This window comes from Flavobacterium sp. HJJ (assembly GCF_015351475.1).
Classification (GTDB): Bacteria; Bacteroidota; Bacteroidia; order Flavobacteriales; family Flavobacteriaceae; genus Flavobacterium; species Flavobacterium marginilacus.
This window is the reverse complement of the sequence record NZ_JADKPR010000001.1, coordinates 130,904-156,166: the sequence shown is the minus strand read 5'-3', so window position 1 is coordinate 156,166 and position 25,263 is coordinate 130,904. Positions and strand designations below refer to the sequence as shown.

Below are 25,263 nucleotides of genomic sequence, written 5' to 3'. Positions count from 1 at the left end.
AGCATAAATTAGGTTTGAATGTTTTTTTATGTTCTTTGCGTCTTTGCCAGCCAAATTCCACGCAAGGGCGCAAAGACGCAAAGGAAATCAAATATATTAGACTCTTGGTATGAGTTATGGATAATCATAAAAAATTAAACCATTTAAAAATTTAGCCTTCATGAAACTTAATTTCTAAATGGTTTTTAAAAAAACAGGCTATATTGTTTTAAGATCTTTTGTGTTTTACATATTTAAAAAAATAGGCAGCCCAATTAGGCCGCCTATTTTTTTATTCTAAATCTAAATGCTTTTTATAATGATGAGTTCAATGCTCTTTCGATTCGTTGAATCAAATCAAAATAATGATTTTTAGTTTCTTGATTGCCTGTGTTTTGTTTGATTTTTACTAATTTCAAGATCTTGTTTAACTCTCCTCTTTTCTCTGAGGTAACTTCAGAAACTCTTTTCATAGCCGATTGATTGATGTTGCGCACCATTTTAGAATCGTCAATGTAGGTGCATATTTCGGGTATATTCAAGTTGTTTTCAATTTGAATCAGCTTTTTAGACTCTGTTTTTTCGAATAGTTTATTGATTGAAACAATTAGTACATCTACATAATTTTTTTGAGTCATACGCTCTAAGATGCTCAAGGATTTATTTTGTATTGTAGGAGCAAAAATATGATTATTAACGGTTTGAAATAACTCGGTTACTGTAAATAATTTCTCTTTGCTTTTGTTACGCTGATACAATTCGTTTTCAATCATTCGTAACAAGCGTTCGTCATTAAACATGTTGTACAAAGTGTTATACTGAAGATCTCTTGCCAAGGTATAAGGTGTGTATTCATAAGGCCCAACGGGAGAATCTTTGAGTGGATTTGTCTTGTCCAAAATAGGATTAAAAAACAGCCATTCTGGCAAAGTGATACTATTTTTCAATAGGTATGCTGTCGCTCTTTTTTGAATACCAGCTGGAACAGCTGTATAACTAGCTTTGTTATCTCCATGTACAGTTGTGTTAAGATAAATACCACCAAGGTTATTCAATACATGTCGGTTATACAACTGCCATTGTCCTATGGCGCCAATGTACAATTTTCCAGTTTCATAGTATGATTCATCCTTATCATATGTCCAGGCCAGGATGTTATTCACAACAACTTTTAGGTTTTTCAGGCCATATTCGCCTGCTTTCATAGCATCATTTCCTAAATCTTCTGATTGCGAACGGGGATCTATAGTACTGTCTCCATCTTGTTGTTCCCCATAGAAATAGAGAGGGTCATTTTGATGTTTGGTAATCAGTCCGTTTAAAGCCGTATGTTCTTCTTTTTCGTTGGCATACCAGCGGTAACCCCATTCGATAGCATATTTGTCATATTCGCCAATTTTTGGAGTGATTGCTTCTACATGATCTTCGGGCTGGGCGATATAATTGTAACGCGCATAATCCATAATCGATGGAGCTGTTCCTCCCATTTTTGCTGTAAAATCTTTAGAACGAAGCGATTCAACATCATAAGCAAAAGAAGCGCCCATATTGTGTTTTAAACCAAAAGTATGTCCCACTTCATGAGAAGAAACAAAACGAATAGCTTCGCCCATGTGTTCATCACTAAAATGATTATTTCTAGCCTTTGGGTCAATAGCACCTGTTTGAATGCGCATCCAGCTTTGCAGGGAAGTCATTACATTGTGCCACCAAATAATATCGGATTCAATTATTTCTCCGCTTCTAGGATCCACAACTGCTGGTCCCATCGCATTTGCTTTTTGTGAAGCTACATAGGTTATTACCGAGTAGCGTACATCGTCAATGTCAAAATCAATATCATCTGCAGCAGGTTCTTTAGCGATAACAGCATTTTTAAATCCTGCTTTTTCAAATGCAGTCTGCCAATCAAGAACTCCCGCTATGATATAGGAACGCCATTGTTTTGGGGTTGCCGGGTCAATATAGTAAACAATTGGTTTCTTAGGCTCTACTAATTCTCCTTTCTGGTATTTTTCAATATCTTCTGGTTTAGGTTCTAAACGCCAGCGTGTAATCAATTCTTTTTCAGTCATAGCATGCTGTGCATCATTGAAATACCAATGCTTTTCGGTAAAGTAACCAATTCTGTTGTCAGAAAATCGTGCTTTCATAGGTGTTTTGTCCAGTAATATAATGTTGCTGGTCACACCAATAGTTACTGATAAAGCGGGGCCTCCTTCGGCAACCGAAGTGGTGAGCTGTGATTTTATAATAATATTTTTGGGAAAGCTTTTTACTGTTTCTATATAAGATAAGTCAGATTTTACCGAACCTCCAAAACCGATATTGCTCAATACATCATTAAAACTTTTTTGTTTTCCGTCAAATACTTTATTCACTTTAATGACTACTGATGTAGAGTCGTTATTTTTAGTTTCAATATCAAAAACTTCAATGATAGATTCCGAAAAATTATTATTTACTGAAGCTGTTATTGCATCACCTATTGGAGAAGAAATTTTTGGAACGGATGATTTTACCCAGACTTTTTTTGCAATAAGATCTTTATGGAAAGTAATGATTTTGTTTTCATAATTCATTCCCTTATTTAATCCAGCATCATTTACCGGCATTGGAACATTAGAAATTTTGTTTACCACTAAAAACTCTCTTTGAAAAAGCGAGTCGTTAATCTCAAAGTAAAGATCACTTTTAACTTGAATAATATTGAATAATCCTTTTTTGACAGTCCCTTGTTTTATAAGGGTATCATATTTTTTTCCTTTTTTGTTAGCAGTACTATCTTGGATAATTTCTGTTTTGTCTGTTTTGTCTTTTTTATTCTTCTTTTGAGCAATTATAGCATTACAGCTCATAACTAATATAAATATTAGCAAACTGTTTTTTAGAGCTGTTTGATATGCCTTTCCCTTCATCGTGAAATAAGTTTAGGTTAAAATTTTTCCTAAAAATATCTGATTCATTAATCTTAAAAAAACAAAAAGGAGTGAGTAGTATTATTCTGGGAGTGAATACTTATTTTTGTTCATTAAAGTTAAAAGGGTGGGTGCTTATTGATTTTCTAGCCAACTTTAGGGATCTACATTATATGCAGTTTATTGTTTTGTAGCGACCCTAATTATTATTCAGATTAAAAATCTAATATATAAAAAAATTCATTTTTATTTGTTAGGAAATACTGTTTATGTGTAGAATTTTTTTGTAAATATAATTGACCACAAATGGAGTTTAAAACTATATATTTTAGTGAATTTCGTTTTAGCTTTTAAAAATTTCACACCGCAAATTCACAAATTTTAAAATACTTATTATTGAAATAAATTTGCGAATTTGCGGTAAAAATTAATAATCTAATTTTGTAGACTTTCAGTCTGACAAACAAATCTATGGACTTTAAAGTCCATAGTGGTTTAGTTAATAATAATTTTATTAACGGTATTAACACCATTACTCTCTAAATACAGATAATAAATACCATTTGGTAATCCTTTTAGATTAACTATATTTTCTGTAGTTTCAGAAGGAAGCACTATTCTTTTTACTAATTTGCCAGTTGTGTCATAAACTGTTATTTTTTCTAAAACAATATTGGTAATATTTACCTCACCTTTAGAAGGGTTTGGGTAAATAATCATTTTATTAAAAGTTAATTCTGCTATTGATAACTTGCTGCAAGTATCTGAATATTTTGTTGCGGTATCTTTTGCTGTGGACCAATTTGCATCCGAATAAGTCGGATTGTCAACTCTAATGCAGTTTAAGGAAGAATTAATTTTGAAATTAAGATTAATTAATTTAACATTATTGTTGTTTTGTAAATTTAAATCAGTCAAACTATTATTAGAACAATTGATGTCAGTTAAATTAGTGTTTTTAGAAAGGTCAAGTTCAATTAATTGATTATTAGAACAACTTAACTTAGTAAGCAGTGTGTTATTAGAAACATCTAAAGTTGTTAATTGACTATTACCTGCAATTGATTTCTTAGTAATGGTTACTTTACCGTCACAGTATAATTCAGTGAGTAATTTATTGTTTGAGACATTCAGGTTTGTAAGTGGATTATTAGAACAATCTAAATAATTTAACATCAAATTTGAAGACAGATTTAATGTGGAAATTGAATTTCCACTGCAAATTAGTTTTTGCAGACCTGAAAAAGCTTCAATTCCGTTTAAATTTGTAATACCAGAATTAGATAAGTCCAAACTAGTAATATTGACGAGGTTTGAAGTTGCAGTTTTTCCGTTTTTCCCATCTGTATCAATACCTAGAGCGATAAGAATATCCTCAAAATTAGAATCAGATATCAGAGTATAAGGATTGCATACTGTATTAAAGAATGCAGTCGCATCCTTTCGAGTTGCCCATTTTGTGTTCGAATAGTTTGCATTATCGACCTGTATGCAGGTAAGGTTTGGATTGTTTCTAAAATCAACATTATAAATTATAAAGTTAGGGTCTAGATTCCCATATTTATCAAACAATGTGTTGTTTCCGTTTTTTAGATTCAAGCTATAAAGTAGGTTTGATGTACATTCTAACTGTCTTAATTCCGTGTTTAACGAAACATCCAAACTTGTTAATCGATTATTACTGCAATCGAGTAAACCCAACGTAGTATTCTTGGAAACATCTAAAGTATTCAATTGATTGATATCACAATACAAGTAATTCATTTTGATATTTTTAGAAACATCCAAACTCACTAACTGGTTTGAACTACAATCCATTGTTTCTAAAGCTGTATTTGTGGTAATGTCAATATTTGTTAAATTGTTTTTGTAAAATAACAATCTTGTTAAAGCAGTATTTTTTGAAATATCTAGCTTTGTTAGTAGATTTGTGTTGCAGATTAATGACGTTAAATTGGCGTTGTTTGAAACATTTAAACTTGTTATTTGATTATTTCCACACCATAATTCGGATAATTTGTTGTTTTTAGAAACATCCAAAGTTATTAAATTAGTTGATGTACAATCCAATTTTAGTAAGGCAGTATTTTTAGATACACTCAAGTTTTTTAATTCGTAATTGTAACCACAATTCAAACTGGTCAAAGCAGTGTTAAGAGAAATATCTAAAAGGGTTAATTGATTTGAAGAACATTGTAATTCAGATAATTTTGTATTTTTCGATACATCTAAACTTGTTAATTTATTGGAATGACAAATTAATGTATTTAAAGCAGTGTTTTTAGAAACATCTAAGCTTGTTATTAGATAATTGTTATTACAATCTAATAAAGTCAGAGCAGTGTTTTTTGTAACATCTAAATTTTTTAAAGTATAATTACCATTACATTTAAATGAAGTCAAAGCTGTGAAATCTTGTATTCCTGTTAAATCTGTAATAGAACTATTAGAAACATCTAAAGAAGTTAGTTTGTTTATATTAGAAGTTGCAACCTTTCCGTCAGCAACCCCTGAATCAATTCCTAAAGCAATAAGTTTTTTTTCAAAATTTACATCTGGAATTAGTGTATAAGTACTTTGAGGATTACAGTCTAATGAGAATTTTGCTGTTTTGTCTTTTCCAAATTCCCAATTGGCATTAGCAAAATCAACATCATCAACAGATATGCAAGTTAAATTATTATACTTTAAGCCCCATTGGTCTAAGTATAAATTGTTGCTATATCCATTTTTTAAGTTTAAGCTTGTTAGTTTGTTATAAGAACATTCAAAAATAAACATTTTTGGATTATTGGATATATCAAGACTTGTTAATTGATTATAACTTGTATTTAAGTTCCATAAAGCTTTATTTTTAGATAAATCTATAGTGGTCAATTCATTAGAGCTACAGTCCAGATTTTCTAATGCTGTATTTTTTGTAATATTTAAATTTGTTAGTTCATTATTGTTACAATATAAAAGGGTTAAAAATATATTGTTTGATAAATCAAGACTTGTTAATGAATTATAATCTAAAAACAATTGTTTTAATGCAATAAAATCTTCGATTCCTGTTAAGTCTTTAGTACCGCTGTTTGAGATGTTTAAGTTAGTTAAAGCTTCAATACTGGCTGTTTCAACTTTTCCATTTTGACCGTCTTTGTCAATCCCAATGCGAATTAATTCATTTTCAAATTTTTGATCTGGTATCAATGTATATGCGATACATTCTTCTGAATAACTTGTAGTAGCATCTTTCATTATCGTCCAGTTTGTATTGGAGTAAGTTGCATTGTCAACAATAATACAACTTAGTAATGCATTATTAGAAAAGTTATTAATAGCGCTATTAACTACCATTGTGCTATTGTTTCCATTTTTTATATTCAACCTTTTTAATTGATTGTTGGAACAATCTAGCTGTGTTAATTTTGGACTATTAGCTAAATTTATGGTAATGAAATTATTATTGGAACAGTTTAGTTTTTTTAATTCAGGATTAAGCGAAAAATTATAATTGACCAATTGATTAACAGAACAGTCTAATTCTGCTAACTTTAAATTTTCCGATAAATCTATAATTTTCAAAACATTGTTACTGCAATTCAAAATTTCAAGCATTTTAAAATCTTGAATTCCATTAATATCTGCAATGCTGCTATTTGAAATATCTAACGATTTTAAATTGTTAATACTTGCCGTTAGTACTTTACCATTTTTACCATCTTTATCTATTCCTAAGGATATAAGTTTGTCTTCAAAATAATTGTCAGTTAACGTGGTATAAGGAATACAAGCAACAGAATATTGGGTTGCTGGGTCTTTTTGTAAGTACCATTGATTGGCTTTTTTTACGTCTTTAACGTTAATACAAGTTAATTTTGGATTGTTTGTAATATCACCATGCAGTTGGCCATCATAAAATATATAGTTTAAATTAAGACTTTCAAACTTATTATTAAAGGCATATAATTCCCTTAATGCTGTAACATTGGTGAAATCTAAATTTGTAAGGTTATTATTCTGACAGTACATTATTGCTAATCCATTGCTTGACGAAAGATCAATACTAACCAAATTATTGTCAGCGCAATTTAGTTCGTTTAATATTGGATCTTTTGTTATGTCAAGAGTTGTAAGTTGATTAAAAGTGCAACTTAAATAATTTAATAATGGGTTATTCGATGCTTTTAAGGTTATTAATTTATTCTGACCACATTCTAATCTTTTTAGTTTACTGTAATTCGAAACATCAAGATTGGTTAATTGATTATTACTGCATTCCAACCAAGTAAGCGGCGCTGTTTTTGGGATTGTCAATTTTATTAGTTTGTTATTTATGATTCTAATTTGTTCTAGTTTAGTACACACGGTTAAATCTAACGTTGTTAGTTTATTGTCATTAGCTGTTATTATTCTTAATAATGGATTTTGTGAAACATCAAGAGCAGTTAACTGATTGTTGTCGCATGCTAAACCAGCCAGTGCTATATTTTTAGTCAGATCTAAATTTGTTAACTGATTTCCTTCACAACTCAGCGATTCTAGACTCAAATAATTTGGAGTATCTATATTTGTCAATTTATTATTATTGCAATCTAGACTAGTTAGTTTTTTATTTAGACTTAAGTCAAGAGTGGTTAAGGCATTTTGGTAACATTGCAGGGTCTTTAGCTCGCTGTTTTTTGAAAGATCCATATTCGCTATAAGGTTTTGACCGATATATAAATTTTCTAAAGCTGTAAAAGATTGTATGCCTGTTAGATTAGTGATTTTAGAGTTAGCAAGATCTAACGTTACAATTTTAGAAACAGTAGCGGTTAAGACCTTATTATTTTTGCCATCTTTATCAATTCCTAGTGCAATAAGCTTATATTCGAAGTTGTCATCCGGTATCGCTGTATAAATTCCGCATGAATTAGAAAAACTAGCTGTCGCATCTTTGTAAGTTGACCAATTAGTATTGGAGTAATTCAAATCATCTACTTCAATACAAGTTAAACCAGTATTATTTTTAAAGTTAAGAGATTGAATTTTAGTGTTATTTCCATTTTTGAATGTTACATAAGTCAATTTACTATTGCTTGTATTTAATGAAGTAATTGCAGGATTGGCAGAAAGATCAAGCGTTGTTATTTTTGTATTGGAACAATCTAAAGATGTCAATAAAGTGTTTTTATTCAGATTCAATACTGTAATATTGTTTCCGCTGCAGTTTAATGTTTTTAATGACGTGAAATATTGTAATGCACTTAAATTTGTAATTGTACTATTTGAGAGATCTAAATCAGTAATCAATTGCGCATCCGATTTTAGTATTTTACCATTTAATCCATCTTTATCTATTCCTAACACAATTAATTTTGCTTCAAGATTGCTGTCTGGAATATCAGCAAAGTCACCACAAGATCTACTATATATTGATTGTGGGTCTTTAATATCAAACCAGTTCTGATTGGAATAATCTACATTATCTACAAAAATGCAGGTTAAATTCGGGTTTTTACTGAAATCACTTTTGTTATATAAGCTGGTTATAATTTTATTGTTACCATTTGCTAAATTTAAACCTGTTAATTGATTTTCAGTACAGTTTATTCGTTGTAAAACTTTATTGTTTGAAAGATCTAAATCGGTTATCTTGTTTTTTTGACAATACAATTCTGTTAAAAGAATATTTTTTGACAAATCTAAAGCCGTTAGAGCGTTGGAGTAACAAGTCAGCGTTGTTAATAAAATGTTTTTTGTAAGATCTAAAGTAGTTAGGTTGTTTGAGTAACATTCTAATTTTTTTAAGCCTTTAAAATCTTGAATTCCAGTCAAGTCATTGATTTTATTATCTCCTAAATACAAATATTCCCTTTGTTTGATTCTAAAGGTTTGTACTTTTCCATTTTTACCGTCTATGTCAATATAATTTGCAATCAAATAATCTTCAAAGTTTGAATCTGGAATCAATGTAAATTGGTCACAATTCTCAGAATAGCTGGCCGAATAATCTTTATAGTAAAGAAATTTTGTATTGAAATACTCTTCATTATCAACTTGAATACATAATAAATTTGGATTGTTACCTGCAGATATGCTAATGAAATTGGTATTATTTCCATTCTTCATATTTAAACTTTTCAGCAAGTTACTTCCACAATTTATGTTTTTTAGGCTGGTATTTTTCGAGAAATCTAAATCAGTTATTTTATTTATGCTACAATTAATATCGGTCAGTAATACGTTTTTTGTAATGTCTAAGGTTGTGATTTGATTGTTGTAACAATTTAAATTTGTTAATGAATTATTTAGTGTAGTATTTAAACTAGTGATTTTATTCTCAGAACAATTTAAAACCTGTAGTAAAGTATTTTTAGAAATATCTAAATCAGTTAATTTATTGTTGTTACATTTTAAAGAAATCAATGCACTATTTTGCAAAATATTCACTGTTGTAAATAGATTTGAAGAACAATCTAATGTTTGTAATAAAGTATTTTTAGAAATATCTACATCCGTTAAACTGTTCGTATTAAAGTTTAAATTTATCAATTTCGTGTTTGCAGTCACGTTTAAACTTGATAATTTATTAGTAGAACAATTTAAGGATTCTAAAGCAGCATTTTGTGAAATATCTAATGTTGTAATTTGATTGTTAGAACAATTTAAACTCGTTAAGTTTTTGAAATCCTTTATTCCAGTCAAATTTGAAATTGCCATCCCACTTACATCGATAGTAGTTATTCCAGAAATGCTTGACGTTAATACCTTTCCGTTTCTACCATCAATGTCAATTCCTTTATTTATAAGATAAGTTTCAAAATTATAATTTGGAATTAATGTATAGTCACCGCAAATGAATTCAAAGCTTGTTGAAACATCTTTTTTGCTAGTCCAATTTGTAACTGCATAGGCAACGGCATCAACTTCCATACATGGTAAATTTGGATTGTTTCTAAAATCTACATTTACAAGTTTTGTGTTTTTGCCATTTTTAAGGTTTAAGGTTTTCAAAAAGTTATTATTGCAATAAAAACTTGTAAGCTGAATGTTTTTTGAAATATCCAAAGCTACAAGCTGATTGTTTGAACAATTTAGAGTTTGCAATAGTATATTTTTTGATAGGTCAATAGTCGTTATTTGATTACCAGAAATATTTAAGTTTTTTAAGCTCATAAAACCTTCAATTCCACTTAAATCAATGATTGAACTGTTCGAAAGGTCAATGGTTATTAGATTTGAAATAGAAGCTGTCACTATTTTTCCATTTTGCCCATCGCTATCAATTCCTAATGCGATTAATTTATTTTCAAAATTCACATCTGGTATAGCTGTAAAAGGCCCACAAAATACATTGAAGCTTGCACTTGAATCTTTTTTGGCTGACCAATTTGTTGTAGAATAAGTGGCGTTATCTACTTCAATACAAAGTAAATTTGGATTATTTCTAAAATCGTAATTTGTAAACTGTGTATTATTATTGTTTTTAAGATTTAAACTCGTGAGCAGATTATTTTCGCACAATAGTTCTGTTAAAAGTTTATTAGAACTAATGTCTAAACTCGAAACTTTATTAGAACCAAAAGACAAAGAAATTAAGTTCGTATTTTTAGAAACATCCAGAGTTGTAATCTTGTTATTATTGCACTTTAATTGAGTAAGTTCTGTGTTTTTATCAAGTTTTAAAGAACTCAATTGATTATTATTTATTTCGATTGTTTTCAGTGTTTTTAAACCGTCTATATCCAATGAAGTCAAAGAATTTGAATTTGCTTTAACCGAAAGTAATCCAGTATTTCCCCATAAATTAATTGATGAAATTTGATTATTGGAGAAATTTAATGTTTCCAGATTACTGTTTTTAGAAAGATCTAATGCCGTTAATTGATTGGTACTGCAATCAAATGTTTTTATTTTTTTTTGCCAAATTAAGTTAATCGTTTTAAGTGTATTATTAGAAACATTTAAATTATTTAAACTTAAGAAATCTTCAATTCCTGTTAGATCTGCTATTGCACTATTAGATAAATCAAGTGTTGTCAAAGAAATAATATTTGAGGTTAAAACTTTACCATTATTTCCGTCCGTGTCAATTCCTAAACTTATTAATTTATTTTCAAAAGCTGCATTTGGGATAGCTGTATATTTTGGTCCACAAGAATTTGAAAATACAGTTGCAGTATCTTTGTAGGTACTCCATGCACTATTTGAGTAAGAAACATTATCTACCTGAATGCAACTTAAATGAGGATTGTTTTTAAAATTTATAAAATAGCCGTTAAATTTAGAATTATATCCGTTTTTTAAATTAAGACTTATTAAATTATTGTTCCTGCAATCAATTCCATTTAAGATTGGATTTGATGAAATGTCTAAATTTGTCAGTTCATTATCAGAACAAATCAGACCATTTAGTAAAACAAGATTTGATACGTTTAAAGAAATTAGCTTATTAAAACTACAATCAAGAACAGCTAATTTATTATTTTTTGAAATATCTAACGAGGATAGATTGTTGGAGGAACAACGTAAAGTAGATAATTCAGAAAAATTTTCAATTCCAGATAAGTCTGAAATATTACTCATTGAGATGTCTAATGCTTGAACCGTTTTGATATTTGTGGTAAAAACTTTTCCATCAGCAATTCCAGAGTCTATTCCAAGTTGAATTAGTTTTTTTTCGAAATTTAAATCAGGAATTGAAGTGTATTGTGCATAAGTGGATAAGCTTGCTAAAAACAGTAAAAGGAGTAATTTTTTCTTCATAAGAATATTTAAATTTAAGGCAAGGCAAGTTTACAATTAATATTTTTATTAATCATATAATTCTTCTTTTTTAAATTATTTCTTAATGATAAAATTACTGAATAGATGTTTGGAGATCAAAACCAATAACTATTGATAATTAACGATTGATATTACTTATCTAAACAAAGTGAAGTTTCTTTTTTTAAAAGGATAGTTTAGCTATATTTAAAAACACTATCCTAAACTAATTTTAGTGATAGTGCAGTAATACGAAAATGTAATTTCTGTGTGTTTTTGGGTTAATTGGTTACTGAAAACTGCGAATCATACAGATTTTTATAATAACCTTTCTCTTGGCTTATCAATTCCTGATGTGTTCCCTGTTCTACAATAAGACCTTTATCCATGACAACAATTTTATCAGCATTGACAATAGTTGCCAATCGATGCGCAATAACAATTGATGTTCTGCCTTTGGTAATGGTTTCAGTAGCACGCTGAATTAATTCCTCGGAATAAGTGTCAATCGAAGATGTTGCTTCGTCCAGAATAAGAATACTCGGATTACTTACATAGGCTCTTAAAAAAGCAATAAGCTGTCTTTGTCCTGAAGAAAGCATTACGCCTCGTTCTTTTACATCAAAGTCATAATTATCCGGCAGGCTCATTATAAAATCATGAACCCCGATTTTTTTGGCAGCATCCAATACCTGATCTCTTGTGATTTCAGGATTGTTAAGGGTAATATTGTTGTAAATGGTATCGGCAAAAAGGAAAACATCCTGCAGAACCACAGCAATCTGTTTACGCAGCGAACTCAAAGTATAATTTTCAATATTATGATTGTCTATAAAGATGGAACCGCTGTTAATTTCATAAAAACGGTTCAGTAAATTAATAATCGTTGATTTTCCTGCTCCGGTAGAACCTACAATGGCAATGGTCTGACTCGCTTTTACTTCAAGATTGATTCCTTTTATCACCTCTTCGTTTGGAATATAGCCAAAACGAACATCTTCAAAACGGATATCTCCGTTAAACAAAGGTGCTTCAATTGTTCCAGTATCTTGAATTTGGTCCTGTGTGTCCAAAATATCAAAAACACGATTGGCGGCAATCATTCCCAGCTGCATTTCGTTGAATTTATCAGCAATTTGACGCAGTGGATTAAACAGCATACTGATGAACATCGTGTATGAAAATAAGTCCCCAAAGGTTGTTGAAGTATCGCCCTGCAGAATATGGAAACCTCCGTATAAAACAATGCAGCCTAAAGTCAATGACGAAATAATATCAGCTATAGGGAAAAAAATGGAGTTGTATAAAATAGTCTTTATCCAGGCTTTATTATGTTTGTCATTAATTGCCCTGAATTTTTCAGCTTCGATATCTTCGCGATGAAAGAGCTGGACAATTTTCATTCCTGTTACTCTTTCCTGTACAAAAGAATTCATGTTGGCAATCTGGGTTCGCACTTCTTCGAAGGCAACCTGCATCTTTTTTTGAAAAATACGGGTGATATAAACTAAGATAGGCATCGCAACAATAACAATCCACGTCAGTTTCCAGTTCATATAAAACATAAAAATAAGAACTACTAGCATTTTCATCAAATCACTTATAATCATAAATAATCCTTGGCTGAAAATACGGGCAATCGCTTCAATATCCGAAACTGATCGCGTTACGAGCTGTCCCACTGGAACCAGATCGAAATATTTCATTCTGAAACTCAGAATATGTTTAAAAAGTTTTAAACGGATGTCTTTTACAATATCCTGTCCCAGCCAGTTGGCCCAATACACAAAGAAAAATTGTGCTAAAACTTCAAGCATCAGTACAATTCCCATCAGGCTTATGTAAATCAATAAACCGGTCTGATCTTTTGGCTGAATATAGCTGTCGACCGTCTGTTTCAGTAAATAGGGGCGAAGGGCCGCAAAAACAGATAGTGAAACAGCAAATGCAATCACGCCGTTAAAACGCCATTGGTAGGGTTTTGTGTAAGTTAAAATTCTCTTGAATAATCGGGTATCAAATGCTTTTGCTTTCAAAATTGACTTTATAAGTTAATTGTTTGTTTTTTATTATTAATGGTTTATTCAAAAAATATCTAATTGTTCAATTGTCTAATTTTTTCAAAATCGTATTCAATTTTAGTTAAATATAAACCATGTGCAGGAACCGAAAAGCCTGCTTTTTCTCTGCTTTTACTTTTTATGATCAGTTCAAAATCATCTAAAGTAATTTTATGTAACCCAATATTAATTAGTGTGCCTACTATAGAGCGGACCATATTTCTTAAAAAACGATTGGCCGATATAGTAAAAATTATTTTCTCACTTTCCTGCATCCAATGAGCTTCAAATATTTCGCAGTCAAAAGTATTGACATCGGTATTCACTTTAGAAAAACATTGGAAATCGGTGTGATTTAGTAATGTTTTCGCAGCTTCGTTCATTAAATCTAAATCTAATTTTTGATGAAAATACCAGCTTTGCTCCTGAAGGAATACATCTTTAAAAGTGTTGATGTGGTATTCATACGTTCTTTTGGCGGCATCAAAACGGGTATGTGCTTCATCAGCAACGGGGAAAATATCATATATCACAATGTCTTTTGGTAAAAAAGAATTCAGCTTGTGCATGGTGTTTGGAATATCAAATGGTTTTCCCAAATCGAAATGGGCGTACATCTCTCGAGCATGAACTCCAGTGTCTGTTCTTCCTGCCCCCATAAGACTAATTTCAGAGTTAAGAATCACTGAAAAAGCCTTGTTCATTGTTTCCTGAACTGAGGGAGCATTTGGCTGAATTTGCCAGCCGTGATAATTTGTTCCATTGTAAGCTAGTTTTATAAAATACCTCAAGGCGCTGATTTTAGATTGCGGATTTTATAATTACAGATTTTTGATAATAATCTGCAATTGAAAACCGCTGTTTTTTTAATGCAAATTTACAAAGAATGTATCTTCATCACGGCATTCGCTTATAAAAGTTTCTGACACGAATTACACTAATCTGCACGAATTAAGATTGCTGTTTAATTACACAAAATATTCGAAACTGTAAAAAGTTGTAAAATTTGATTTCAATTTTGATAAGAATTAGTGTTAATTGGTGAAATTCGTATTTATCTTTTTTTAAATGCGAATGCCGTGTATCTTCATTGGTAGTTTTTTATTTAAAAGCAGAATGTCTATTTTTGCTGGCATCTCCTAGCCCCGAATAGTGAAAATTCTTTTGTACCGGTGTTCGGCACAAAAGATTGAAACGGATAGCGGGATCAGCTCCAAAAAAAAATGAAAAAAATTCTTCTCCTTTCTGATACACACAGTCATATTGATGATACGATTTTGAAATATGTAAATCAGGCTGATGAGGTTTGGCATGCTGGTGATATTGGCGATTTGGCTGTTACAGATACTATAAAAAAGTTAAAACCGCTGCGCTGTGTTTACGGTAATATTGACGATGCAGAGGCACGTTTGGAATTTCCTTTGCACAACCGTTTTTTTTGTGAAGGTGTTGATGTTTGGATCACGCATATTGGAGGTTATCCGGGGAAATATAATCCTGCTTTGAAAGAAGAGATGGCGTCAAATCCTCCGAAATTATTCATCTGCGGGCATTCGCATATTTTAAAAGTAATGTTTGATAAAAAAAATAACCTGCTACATATGAATCCTGGTGCTGCAGGTAAAAGCGGTTTTCATCAGGTGAGAACGATGCTTCGTTTCGTGATTGACGGTGAAAAAATTAAGGACTTGGAAATTGTTGAACTAGGTAAAAAATGATAGTTTTCTTATTTGATAACAGGGACTTTCAGGTAAATTGCGGTGCCTTTATTGGGGGCTGAATTGACAATAAATTCTCCTTTCATATTGTTTATTCGGGCACGGATTTGATTAATTCCAAATCCTTCGTAAGTCTCAAACTGGTAGTTTTTAAAACCTGTTCCGTCATCTGTCACATGAATGATTAAGGAAGAGTCAGTTTCTTCAATATTAATTGAGGAATGGCTTGCATTACTGTGTTTTATAATATTATTGATTAATTCGGCAATTATAAAGTACAGTTTCATTTCAAAATCTTCATTGTATCTTTTTTTAATTTTGATAAGCGAATTAAAAGCAATTGTAATTCTGGAATTGGATGTTTTTTCACATAAATCTTCCAATGCATATAAAAGTCCAAATCGAACTAATAAAGCCGGCATTAATTCATGAGATAAGTTTCGGATCTGTTTGTGTGCTTCTTCAAGAATCCCTTTTGTTTTGTTAATTTCCTCTGGATGTGTTTTTTGGAGTGAGGTAAAAACATTCAGATGTAAACCGGCTGAGGAAAGTAAAGCACTGATATTGTCATGCAAAAAGGTTGAAATCTTTTTGCGTTCCAATTCCTGGCCATCAATAGAGGCATTGATAATTCTCTCTTGAATTTTACTTTGAACATCGATTAGTTTGTTTTTGTGTTTCAAATGAATGTTCTGGAAGAAAAAATAGAAAGATATTATAGTGCAGATTAAAATAAAGAAAACAATAATTACGATTTTTTTATTTTTGGACTGTTCTTCAATTAATAAATTCTGCTTGTTTTTGTAAGTGGTTTCAATTTTGTCGATTTCTCTTTTGTAATGGTCAATTTCGAGATTCAGGCCAACAATATTTGCTTTGTTTAGTTTTTCTTCAATATGGAGTTCTTCTGTGATTTTATTGAATAAGCAAAGGTTTTCATAGGCTTTTTGAGGTTCGTGAATTTTGTTTAAAAATTTTGAATACTCTAAATGCGAGTAAGACAGATCTGATTTTTCATTTCCTTTATTGCCAAATTCTATTGCTTTTTGAAAATATAAATCGGCTTTTTCATTTTCGTTTGTAAAATTATAGTACATGCCATTAAGCATGTTTAAAATAACTACGGTAGATTCGCTGCCAAAAATTGACTGGTATTTATTGATGTATTTTAAATAAGGAAGCCCTTCGTGATACTTTCCGATATCAAAATAGGCCCAGGTAATATTGAGTTTTGTGAAGAATATTTGTTTTTTGTCTAAAACTTTCTGGCTTTGCTGCAGTGATTTTTGATAGTAATAAATTCCTTTGTCATATTGCTTTTTATCGAAGCAATAGATGTTGCCCAGATTATTGTAGAATTGATTTTTTAGGGTGGGATTATTAGTTTTGTTAACATAAAAAAGCCCTAGATTGTAATAATGCAGTGCTTTTAAGGGTTCTGTAAGTTCATCAAAATTGGAAGCTATTATCAGGTAAGAGTTAGCAGTTAAAACATTGTTCTTTATTTTGATTGATTGTTCTAGTGCTACTCTTGATTTCAATAATGATTCTTCGTAATTACCATTTATTCGATCCTGTTTTGCATCTTTTAATAAAGAAGTTATTTCTGTTTTGGAAAGTGCCTTGTTTTGAGCAGGTAAGGTTAGACTAAAATTGATTAGAAATAAAAATGGAATTAAGATTCGAAATCTAATTTTAAACATATTTTATTGTATCAATAGAAAGCCTGCAATGCTTAAATAGTTAAATTAAGATATAACCAAATGATTGTTCATAGCATATTTTACTATACCGATAGTGTTTTTGGCTTTTAGTTTTTTCATTATATTTTTGCGATGAGTTTCTACAGTATTTGTACTGATGAAAAGCTGTTCGCTTATTTCCTTGCCGCTATATTCAAGAGCAATTAAAATAACAATTTCAATTTCACGCTCTGTTAATAATGGATTTATATTTGGCTTGTAAGTTTTGAGTTTCGGATTGTTTTTAGTAGCATGACTGAATATTTTTTCACGGATTGTTTCACAAAAATATTCTTCACCGTTAGCTACTGCCTGTACTGCTTCGATGATGCTGTCTCCTGCACATTGTTTAGTTAAATAGCCTGTGACACCCATGTCCATGATTTCTTTAATTAATTTTAAGTCGTCATAGCTGGAAAGTATTATAACTCTGCACGGAAATCCTTTCTGTCTGAATTCTTTAACAACTTCAATTCCGTCTTTTTCCGGCATGCTAATATCAAGAACAAGTACATCAGCCTGATTTTTAGTGACATCCTCAAAAACTGTTGTTCCATTGAGAGAAAAGCCAACAACTTGAAAATTTGGGACAGTATTGAGTAGGGTTTGAATTCCGTGGATAATTATTTGATGATCATCTGCAAGATGGATTCTGATATTCTTTGTCATAGGTACTAATAACTGTATCCAAATTTATAAAAAAAGATTATTAATAGTGCTATTTGTAAGTACAAATTTAACGGAGCTTGATAAAAAAACCCGAACTGTTACATTCGGGATTTCTTCGCACATTAATAAATTAAATTTTATAGGTTTATCTCAATCTATCCACAGATTTTACAAGATCTTCATCCTTCTTAATCGCTTTATTAGCTAAAACTAAAAAAACGACAGCTAAGATAGGAACAAACATCCCAATACCTTTCTCAGAAACAGTAACTGCTTCTCCAGATAAATTTAGTGAATGATATACAAACAATCCTAATAAAATCAAATTTAATACGATATTCAATCTGTTGGCAACAAATTGAGTTTGTCTTTTTTTAAATGAAATTATGCTGTAAACTGTTATTGCAGTACTTAGTCCAAGTAATATTGAGTAAATCTGATTCTGCATGACAAAATAATCTTTACCATCGCTCCATTCCCAAAGCGGAAAAATAAACGGCAGAATACCTACTGCTAAAAAAGCGATTAGTAAATAAATGGTCTGAATTCGTTGTATCATGTCTTATTATTGTTCTACAAAAATATATTTTCTTTTTAATAAATACTATTGTATGATAAATTTTATTTGTATTATTGCATAACATTACCGTAAGCACTTCATACTGCGGGTCATTAAAAATAAGATACTACCTAAAAATCTTTTGTATTATTTTCCAAATTAATTAAACACATAGAACTTTCATGTTTGATATTTCTGTATTAAAAGATTTGAAGCTTACTGAGCTTCAAGAAATAGCTAAAAAGGCTAAAACTATTAAATTTACTGGTGTAAAAAAAGATACTTTAATTAGTCTTATTTTAGAACATCAAGCTTCTGCTGTTGAATCTGTTCAAGAGAATACTGCTGATGAGCAGAAGCCAAAAAGAACCCGTATTGCTGCTGAAAAAAAAGCAGCAAATCCAAAAAATGATGTTCCGGTTTTGTTTGAAAATGAAGAGGAAAAGGAAAGTACTGAAATACAGATTACTCCAGAGAAAAAAGTTAAAGCTGTAGCAAAAAATGCAGATCAAACAAATGCAGATGCGGGTAAAGAAGCAGTTGTCTCTGATAATGATGTAAAAGAAGTAAAAGCTGTAAAATTCAGTAAGTCAGCATACGAGAAGAAGATCGCTTTGCAGAAAGAAAAAGAAGCTTTAAAAGAAGCTGCGAATGTAGAAGAAGCTGTATCAGATTCTAATTCGGAAGCAGTGGCTGAAAAAACAGAGAATACTGTTCCTGAAAAAAAAATAAATCCACACGAGCGCAAGCGGACTGAAGAAGCAAATCAGTTAAATAAAAAAGGGCAGAATCCAAATAAAATAGGTCCAAATCCAAACGGAAATTCCAATCCAAATCAGAATCAAAACGGGAACCAAAACCAAAATCCCAGCCAAAATCCAAATTTTAAAAACAAAAAAAGCAATTTTAAAGATGCCGATTTTGAATTTGACGGAATTATAGAAAGTGAAGGTGTTCTTGAAATGATGCCTGATGGTTACGGCTTTCTACGTTCTTCAGATTATAATTATTTAGCTTCTCCTGATGATATCTATTTATCTACATCTCAGGTTCGTTTATTTGGTTTGAAAACTGGAGATACGGTAAAAGGAGTAGTGCGTCCGCCGAAAGAAGGTGAGAAATTTTTTCCTCTTGTTCGTGTTTTAAAAATTAACGGACATGATCCGCAAGTCGTTCGCGACAGAGTTTCTTTTGAGCATCTAACTCCGGTTTTTCCTTCTGAAAAATTTAAATTAGCCGAAAAACAAAGTACTATTTCAACCAGAATTATAGATTTGTTTTCTCCAATAGGAAAGGGACAGCGCGGGATGATTGTAGCACAGCCTAAAACAGGTAAAACAATGCTGCTGAAAGAAATTGCTAATGCAATTGCAGCAAACCATCCAGAAATTTATTTGATCGTTTTACTAATAGATGAGCGTCCAGAAGAAGTTACTGATATGCAGCGTAGTGTTCGTGGTGAAGTAATTGCTTCTACATTTGACAGAGAGCCGCAAGAACACGTAAAAATTGCCAATATCGTCCTTGAAAAAGCAAAACGTTTGGTAGAATGCGGTCATGATGTTGTTATTTTGTTAGACTCAATAACGAGATTGGCTAGAGCTTACAATACAGTACAGCCTGCTTCTGGAAAGGTTTTAAGCGGTGGTGTTGATGCTAATGCGCTGCAAAAGCCAAAACGTTTCTTTGGAGCCGCCCGTAATGTAGAAAATGGCGGATCTTTAAGTATTATTGCTACAGCTCTGACTGAAACAGGTTCTAAAATGGATGAGGTGATCTTTGAAGAATTTAAAGGAACTGGAAATATGGAATTGCAGTTAGACCGTAAGATTGCTAACAAACGTATATTCCCTGCCATTGATTTAACATCGTCTAGTACAAGACGTGATGATTTATTATTGGATCAGAAAACATTACAGAGAATGTGGATTATGCGAAAAATGCTTTCAGATATGAATCCTGTTGAAGCGATGACTCTTATAAATGATCGTTTCAAAGAAACTAAAAATAATGATGAGTTTTTAATCTCGATGAATGATTAAGAGAAAATCAATTTCAAAGTTTAATTTTGAAAATTAAAAATAAAAAACTCCAATTTCAAATTTGAAATTGGAGTTTTTTTTATGCTTTGTAATTGCTATTGATTTTTGTAATTGTTATTGAAAATTACTCTTTGCGTTCTAATAAAGCCATATAAAAGCCGTCAAAACCTGATTCTGAGGCTAGTATTTTTTTGTCTTCTATGAAATTGAATTGTTTTCCAATTTCGGTTGTTAGAAATTTTTGGACCTGTTCCTGATTTTCTGATGGTAAAATAGAACAGGTTGCGTATACTAATTTTCCTCCCGGTTTTACAATTTTAGAATAACTTTCTAATACTTCAGATTGAACTTTTCGGATGTTATCGATGAATTCCGGCTGTAATTTCCATTTAGAATCCGGATTTCTTTTAAGAACTCCTAATCCGCTGCATGGGGCGTCAATTAATACTCTGTCTGCTCTCTCGTGAAGTTTTTTAATCACTTTTGTAGAATCAATAATACGGTATTCAATATTAAAAGCGCCGTCTCTTTTGGCTCTAAGTTTCAGCTGTTTTAATTTACTTTCGTATAAATCCATTGCAATCAATTGTCCTTTGTTTTCCATCAAAGAAGCAATGTGAAGTGTTTTTCCTCCAGCACCCGCACAGGTATCAACTACACGCATGCCTGGCTTTACATCCAGAAAATGCGCAACTAATTGTGAATTGGCATCCTGAACTTCAAAAAAACCTTGTTTGAAAGCATCAGTTAGGAAAACGTTAGCTCTCTCTTTTAGGACTAAAGCGTCTGGCTGATCTTTTAAGAATTCCGTTTCGATGTTTAAATCCATCAAAATCGCTCTTAAGTTCTCTTTAGTAGTTTTAAGTGTATTTACTCTCAAAATTACTTTGGCAGGCTGGTTTTGGGCAGCAATTTCGGTAGTCCAAACTTTTTCTCCTAATTCTTTTACGCCTAATTCATCCATCCAGTCCGGAATAGATTCTTTTAGAGCTCTTGTTTTTGAAAGTTCATCAAAGCGGCCTTTTATTTTTCTTTCAGGGGTTCCTTCTAATTGTCTCCAGTCTGGAATTGGATAACCTCTTAAAACTGCCCAGACAGAGAACATTCTCCATAGATTGTCTCTGTCGTAAGGCTCTTTTACTTCGGCAATTTCAGCATATAATCTTTTCCAGCGTACGATTTCGTAGATAGTTTCTGCAACAAATTTTCTATCGGAACTTCCCCAGCGTTTGTCTTTTTTAAGGGATCTTGCTACTACTTTATCTGCATATTCTCCTTCGTTGAAAATAGCGTTGAGTGCATCGATAGTGGTATAAACTAAATTTCTGTGTAATCTCATTTTGAATAATTGAAATGCAAAGGTACTATTTATTGGTCAAAACCAAATTTTAAATTTTAAACAAAAAAAACACTGTTTCGAGAACAGTGTTTTGAAGTTTTTAGTTTTTAACGAAGATTCTCGTTAGTCCAATATTTTCCGGCGGATGAAGGACCATTGGGAATTTTTCTATTTTTACAGAACTGCTGTCTAAACCAAAAGCGCTTTCTTCTGACAAGCTTAGTTTTTTAATTAAGAAATAAGAGTTCATGATTAATTTTTCATGCCATAATAAATCACTGTCTGGTGATAAAAATTTCTCGGATAGTACAAATTTAAAATCGCCAATAATGTTGTTTTTGTTTAGAGATTCATATCTGCTGGTAATGTCTACTTCACCATTTTTCACCATGTCTTTGATTACTTCTCTGAACATCAGGTTAATTTTGGTAGGTTCTCTAAATCCTAGATTGAAATCAACTCTGTATAAATCGTCTTTAAGAATTTCTCTTACTTTGTATTCGGTTTTATAAGGTTCTGATACGATATTTACGTGAACAAACCAATATATATCGGCTCTTTTGGGTCTTTTCTGCAGGATAGAAAACATTACTTTTTCCTCTATTTCATCACTGCGGTTAGCATTAGTCATGTAAACCAAATGTGTAGCATATTTTGGAATTGATAAATCAGAACTCAATTCACTCAAAACTTTTTTGTAATCATCAATTTTTACAAATTTGGTATAGCTTTTATTAATTTGTTTAGCTCTGTACCAAATTGTCATTACACCAATAAGAATCATGGCAATCAAAAGAGTTACGTAACCGCCTTCGGCAAATTTTGTGACATTAGCAGCAAGAAAACTTAATTCAATACTAAGATAAATGGTAATTAAAGGAACAAAAAAGTACCATTTAACCCGTTTCATTATTAAATAAAAATTCAATAATATGGTAGTCATTATCATGCATAAAATGATAGCCAGACCATAGGCATGCTCCATATTGCTTGATTCTTCAAAATGCAGTACAATGCCGATACAGCCAATAAGCAATAACCAGTTTATCGAAGGTATGTATAGCTGTCCTTTAAGTTCTGTAGGATATTTGATTCTCACTTTAGGCCAAAAACTTAATCGCATTGCCTCATTAATCAATGTAAAAGAGCCTGAGATAAGGGCTTGGGACGCAATTACGGCAGCCATTGTTGCAATAACAATTCCAATTCCTTTGAACCATTCGGGCATTATCAAATAGAATGGATTGGCAAAATCACCACCAAGAGCTTGTAATGTTGTTCCTTCGTGGTGTATTAAATAAGCGGCTTGTCCAAAATAATTTAGGACTAAAGCTAATTTTACAAAAATCCAGCTTATTCTGATGTTTTTTCTTCCGCAATGCCCCATATCTGAGTATAAAGCCTCAGCTCCAGTAGTACAAAGGAATACAAATCCCAAAACGAAAAAACCTTCGGGATGTATGCTTAATAAATGGTAAGCATAAAAAGGATTAACTGCTTTAATAACCTCCAGATGTTCAGAAATTTTGTTAATTCCTAAAAGGGCAAGCATTAAAAACCATATCAACATCGTGGGAGCAAAGAATTTTCCAACTAATTTGGTTCCAAATTGTTGGATTGTAAACAAGACAACTAGAATACCTATAACTATTGGTACGGTATTGATTTCTGGATAATAACTTCTTATTCCTTCAACAGCCGAAGATACGGAGATGGGAGGAGTAATGATTCCGTCTGCAAGTAAGGCGCTTCCTCCAATAATTGCGGGGACTATCAGCCATTTAATTTTTGTTTTTTTAACCAAGGCATATAAAGCAAAAATTCCGCCTTCTCCATGGTTATCAGCACTTAATGTTATGAGTACGTATTTAATTGTTGTCTGCAGTGTTAGTGTCCAAAACACACAGGATACACCTCCTAAAACAATATCAGCATTAATGACATATTCGCCAAGTATGGCTTTCATTACGTATAATGGAGAAGTACCAATGTCTCCATAAATAATTCCCAAAGAAATTAATAAACCTCCCAAAGTCAATTTGCTATGGAGGTCTTTGTGCGTTGCGCTCATCTAATGATTTTATAAAAACGGCTCAAATTTACTACTTTTCAATAAAAAAAAAGGACTTATGTGTTAAAATAATAAAAGAGGCCTAATATGTTAATATTAAGCCTCTTTGCTGTTTCTATATTTGTTTTTAAATTCTTCTATTGCTGCCTCTTGAGGTGTAATCGTTATTTCTTTGTGATTCAGATCTTTGAGAGCTGTTGTTTTCTCTCTGCATATTATTTTCTCTAGGAGCACTGTTTCTGTTTTGAGAATAGTCTCTTTGCGGCTCTGCTCTCTGAGAATTGTTCTCTCTTGACGAGTTATTCATGTTTTGAATTCTATTTTCTCTTTGAATATTGTTATTGTTTTGAGAATAGTCACTTTGAACATTGTTTTCTCTTGATGTACCAGCCATATTTTGATTATAATCTCTTTGAGAATAATTTTCTCTAGAAGTGTTTCCTCTGTTTTGACTGTAATCTCTTTGAGGTTCAGGTCTTTGAGTTGTTACTGTTCTTGGAGAGTCTGTTCTGTTTTGAGAATAATCTCTTTGATATTCAATAATTGGTCTATTTACTGCTCTCGAATAACTTGTTCTGTTTTGAGAATATTCTCTTTGATAATTATTGTAATTAGTACTGTTTCTTGAATAAGCAGCTTCATTTCTGGTACTATTGCTGTATCTTCTTTGATTTAAATCATAATGATTGGAATAACTGCTGTTTCTTCTTGAAAAGGCATAGTTAGGATATCTTCTTTCGTAACTGTTACAGCTGTATGAAGTGTAAATTGCTGGTGCACGATAGCATCTTCTGTAATTTACATAATTATAAGTGTTATGATAATTTACACATCCATAAACATTTTGTCTGTATCTGTAAACTGAATATGGATTCCATGCAATATAGAAACTTGGATAAAAATTCCATGTCCAAGCTGAATAGTAAGGACGGTAATAACTAGCCCAAAATGATGCATAAATCTGCGGAGTTAAGCAATATTGAGGCTCGTAAATATAGTTTTGACCATAAATGTATGCGTTTCCAACAATTTGAATAGAAATTTTATTGCTTCTGTCTTTTTCAACTTCTATTGTTGCTATATCTTGGTATAAATCACGGCCAAGTATTGATTGGATGATAATTATGTGAGTATTGTTTTCTACAGATTCGATTACTCTTAAATAGTCTACCTGATTGTCATTATTTAAGTCTAAATTTGAAATTTGAAGTTTAGGATCATTTAAGCGTCTTTCAAAATCACTTAAGTTTTGAGATTCACCAAAAATAGAAGATACAGCTGTTAAATCAAGATTATCACTAATATCTGAATTCATCGCATTTATTGTAGTTCTATTTTGTGCGCTCATTTGAAAGGCAAAAAAAGCAGCGATAATTGTGGCTAATTGTATTTTGGTTTTCATGGCTTTTTAATTTAAATTGTTCGTATTA

At 31.4% G+C, this 25,263-nt stretch carries 12 protein-coding genes; 2 read left to right on the top strand and 10 right to left on the bottom strand.

Annotated elements, in window-relative coordinates; translation table 11 throughout:
- Positions 1–293 precede the first annotated feature (293 nt).
- The 4 genes from IRZ80_RS00670 to truA form a co-directional block, all read right to left on the bottom strand.
- The gene (locus IRZ80_RS00670) at positions 294–2,837 is read right to left on the bottom strand and encodes a zinc-dependent metalloprotease (RefSeq protein ID WP_410504209.1); all 2,544 of its coding nucleotides are present in this window, start codon (positions 2,835–2,837) and stop codon (positions 294–296) included.
- A 555-nt stretch (positions 2,838–3,392) separates the two neighbouring features.
- A complete protein-coding gene (locus IRZ80_RS00665; protein ID WP_194639215.1) occupies positions 3,393–11,633 on the bottom strand; it encodes a T9SS type A sorting domain-containing protein in 8,241 nt (2,746 codons plus the stop codon).
- 281 nt (positions 11,634–11,914) lie between these two features.
- Positions 11,915–13,669 carry an ABC transporter ATP-binding protein gene (locus IRZ80_RS00660; protein WP_194639206.1) on the bottom strand — a complete coding sequence of 585 codons (1,755 nt, stop codon included), beginning with the start codon at positions 13,667–13,669 and terminating at the stop codon, positions 11,915–11,917.
- Between the two features lie 59 nt (positions 13,670–13,728).
- A complete protein-coding gene (gene truA / locus IRZ80_RS00655; RefSeq protein WP_194639203.1) occupies positions 13,729–14,484 on the bottom strand; it encodes a tRNA pseudouridine(38-40) synthase TruA in 756 nt (251 codons plus the stop codon).
- 432 nt (positions 14,485–14,916) lie between these two features.
- On the opposite strand from truA, the gene IRZ80_RS00650 reads away from it, so the two are divergent.
- On the top strand, positions 14,917–15,411 hold the full coding sequence (locus IRZ80_RS00650; protein ID WP_194639201.1) for a metallophosphoesterase family protein: 495 nt from the start codon (positions 14,917–14,919) through the stop codon (positions 15,409–15,411).
- A gap of 8 nt (positions 15,412–15,419) precedes the next feature.
- Here the strand turns inward: IRZ80_RS00650 and IRZ80_RS00645 are convergent, their stop codons facing one another.
- The 3 genes from IRZ80_RS00645 to IRZ80_RS00635 all read right to left on the bottom strand — a co-directional run bounded on the left by IRZ80_RS00645 (position 15,420) and on the right by IRZ80_RS00635 (position 18,381).
- Positions 15,420–17,114, bottom strand: coding sequence for a tetratricopeptide repeat-containing sensor histidine kinase (locus IRZ80_RS00645; RefSeq protein ID WP_194639199.1), 1,695 nt, complete (start codon positions 17,112–17,114; stop codon positions 15,420–15,422).
- A gap of 45 nt (positions 17,115–17,159) precedes the next feature.
- Positions 17,160–17,822, bottom strand: coding sequence for a response regulator (locus IRZ80_RS00640; RefSeq protein ID WP_194639197.1), 663 nt, complete (start codon positions 17,820–17,822; stop codon positions 17,160–17,162).
- A gap of 145 nt (positions 17,823–17,967) precedes the next feature.
- Positions 17,968–18,381, bottom strand: coding sequence for a DUF4293 domain-containing protein (locus IRZ80_RS00635; RefSeq protein WP_194639196.1), 414 nt, complete (start codon positions 18,379–18,381; stop codon positions 17,968–17,970).
- Positions 18,382–18,563: 182 nt separating this feature from the next.
- Between IRZ80_RS00635 and rho the strand changes: the two genes are divergently transcribed.
- Positions 18,564–20,423: a transcription termination factor Rho gene (rho, locus tag IRZ80_RS00630; RefSeq protein ID WP_194639194.1), complete on the top strand. Its 1,860-nt coding sequence runs from the start codon at positions 18,564–18,566 to the stop codon at positions 20,421–20,423.
- Between the two features lie 124 nt (positions 20,424–20,547).
- Here the strand turns inward: rho and IRZ80_RS00625 are convergent, their stop codons facing one another.
- From IRZ80_RS00625 to IRZ80_RS00615, 3 genes are all read right to left on the bottom strand, one after another.
- Positions 20,548–21,762, bottom strand: a complete 1,215-nt coding sequence (locus tag IRZ80_RS00625; protein WP_194639192.1) for an RsmB/NOP family class I SAM-dependent RNA methyltransferase — start codon at positions 21,760–21,762, stop codon at positions 20,548–20,550.
- A gap of 100 nt (positions 21,763–21,862) precedes the next feature.
- Positions 21,863–23,833: a KUP/HAK/KT family potassium transporter gene (locus IRZ80_RS00620; protein ID WP_194639190.1), complete on the bottom strand. Its 1,971-nt coding sequence runs from the start codon at positions 23,831–23,833 to the stop codon at positions 21,863–21,865.
- 127 nt (positions 23,834–23,960) lie between these two features.
- Positions 23,961–25,235 (bottom strand): hypothetical protein, encoded by a 1,275-nt coding sequence (locus IRZ80_RS00615; protein ID WP_194639188.1) that lies wholly within the window; start codon positions 25,233–25,235, stop codon positions 23,961–23,963.
- Positions 25,236–25,263: the final 28 nt, after the last annotated feature.

Bases quoted from the DNA above. Each gene is read 5' to 3' on its own strand.
- IRZ80_RS00670 (WP_410504209.1), bottom strand. From the start codon at position 2,837: ATGAGCTGTAATGCTATAATTGCTCAAAAGAAGAATAAAAAAGACAAA.
- IRZ80_RS00665 (WP_194639215.1), bottom strand. From the start codon at position 11,633: ATGAAGAAAAAATTACTCCTTTTACTGTTTTTAGCAAGCTTATCCACT.
- IRZ80_RS00650 (WP_194639201.1), top strand. From the start codon at position 14,917: ATGAAAAAAATTCTTCTCCTTTCTGATACACACAGTCATATTGATGAT.
- IRZ80_RS00645 (WP_194639199.1), bottom strand. From the start codon at position 17,114: ATGTTTAAAATTAGATTTCGAATCTTAATTCCATTTTTATTTCTAATC.
- IRZ80_RS00640 (WP_194639197.1), bottom strand. From the start codon at position 17,822: ATGACAAAGAATATCAGAATCCATCTTGCAGATGATCATCAAATAATT.
- IRZ80_RS00635 (WP_194639196.1), bottom strand. From the start codon at position 18,381: ATGATACAACGAATTCAGACCATTTATTTACTAATCGCTTTTTTAGCA.
- rho (WP_194639194.1), top strand. From the start codon at position 18,564: ATGTTTGATATTTCTGTATTAAAAGATTTGAAGCTTACTGAGCTTCAA.
- IRZ80_RS00625 (WP_194639192.1), bottom strand. From the start codon at position 21,762: ATGAGATTACACAGAAATTTAGTTTATACCACTATCGATGCACTCAAC.
- IRZ80_RS00620 (WP_194639190.1), bottom strand. From the start codon at position 23,833: ATGAGCGCAACGCACAAAGACCTCCATAGCAAATTGACTTTGGGAGGT.
- IRZ80_RS00615 (WP_194639188.1), bottom strand. From the start codon at position 25,235: ATGAAAACCAAAATACAATTAGCCACAATTATCGCTGCTTTTTTTGCC.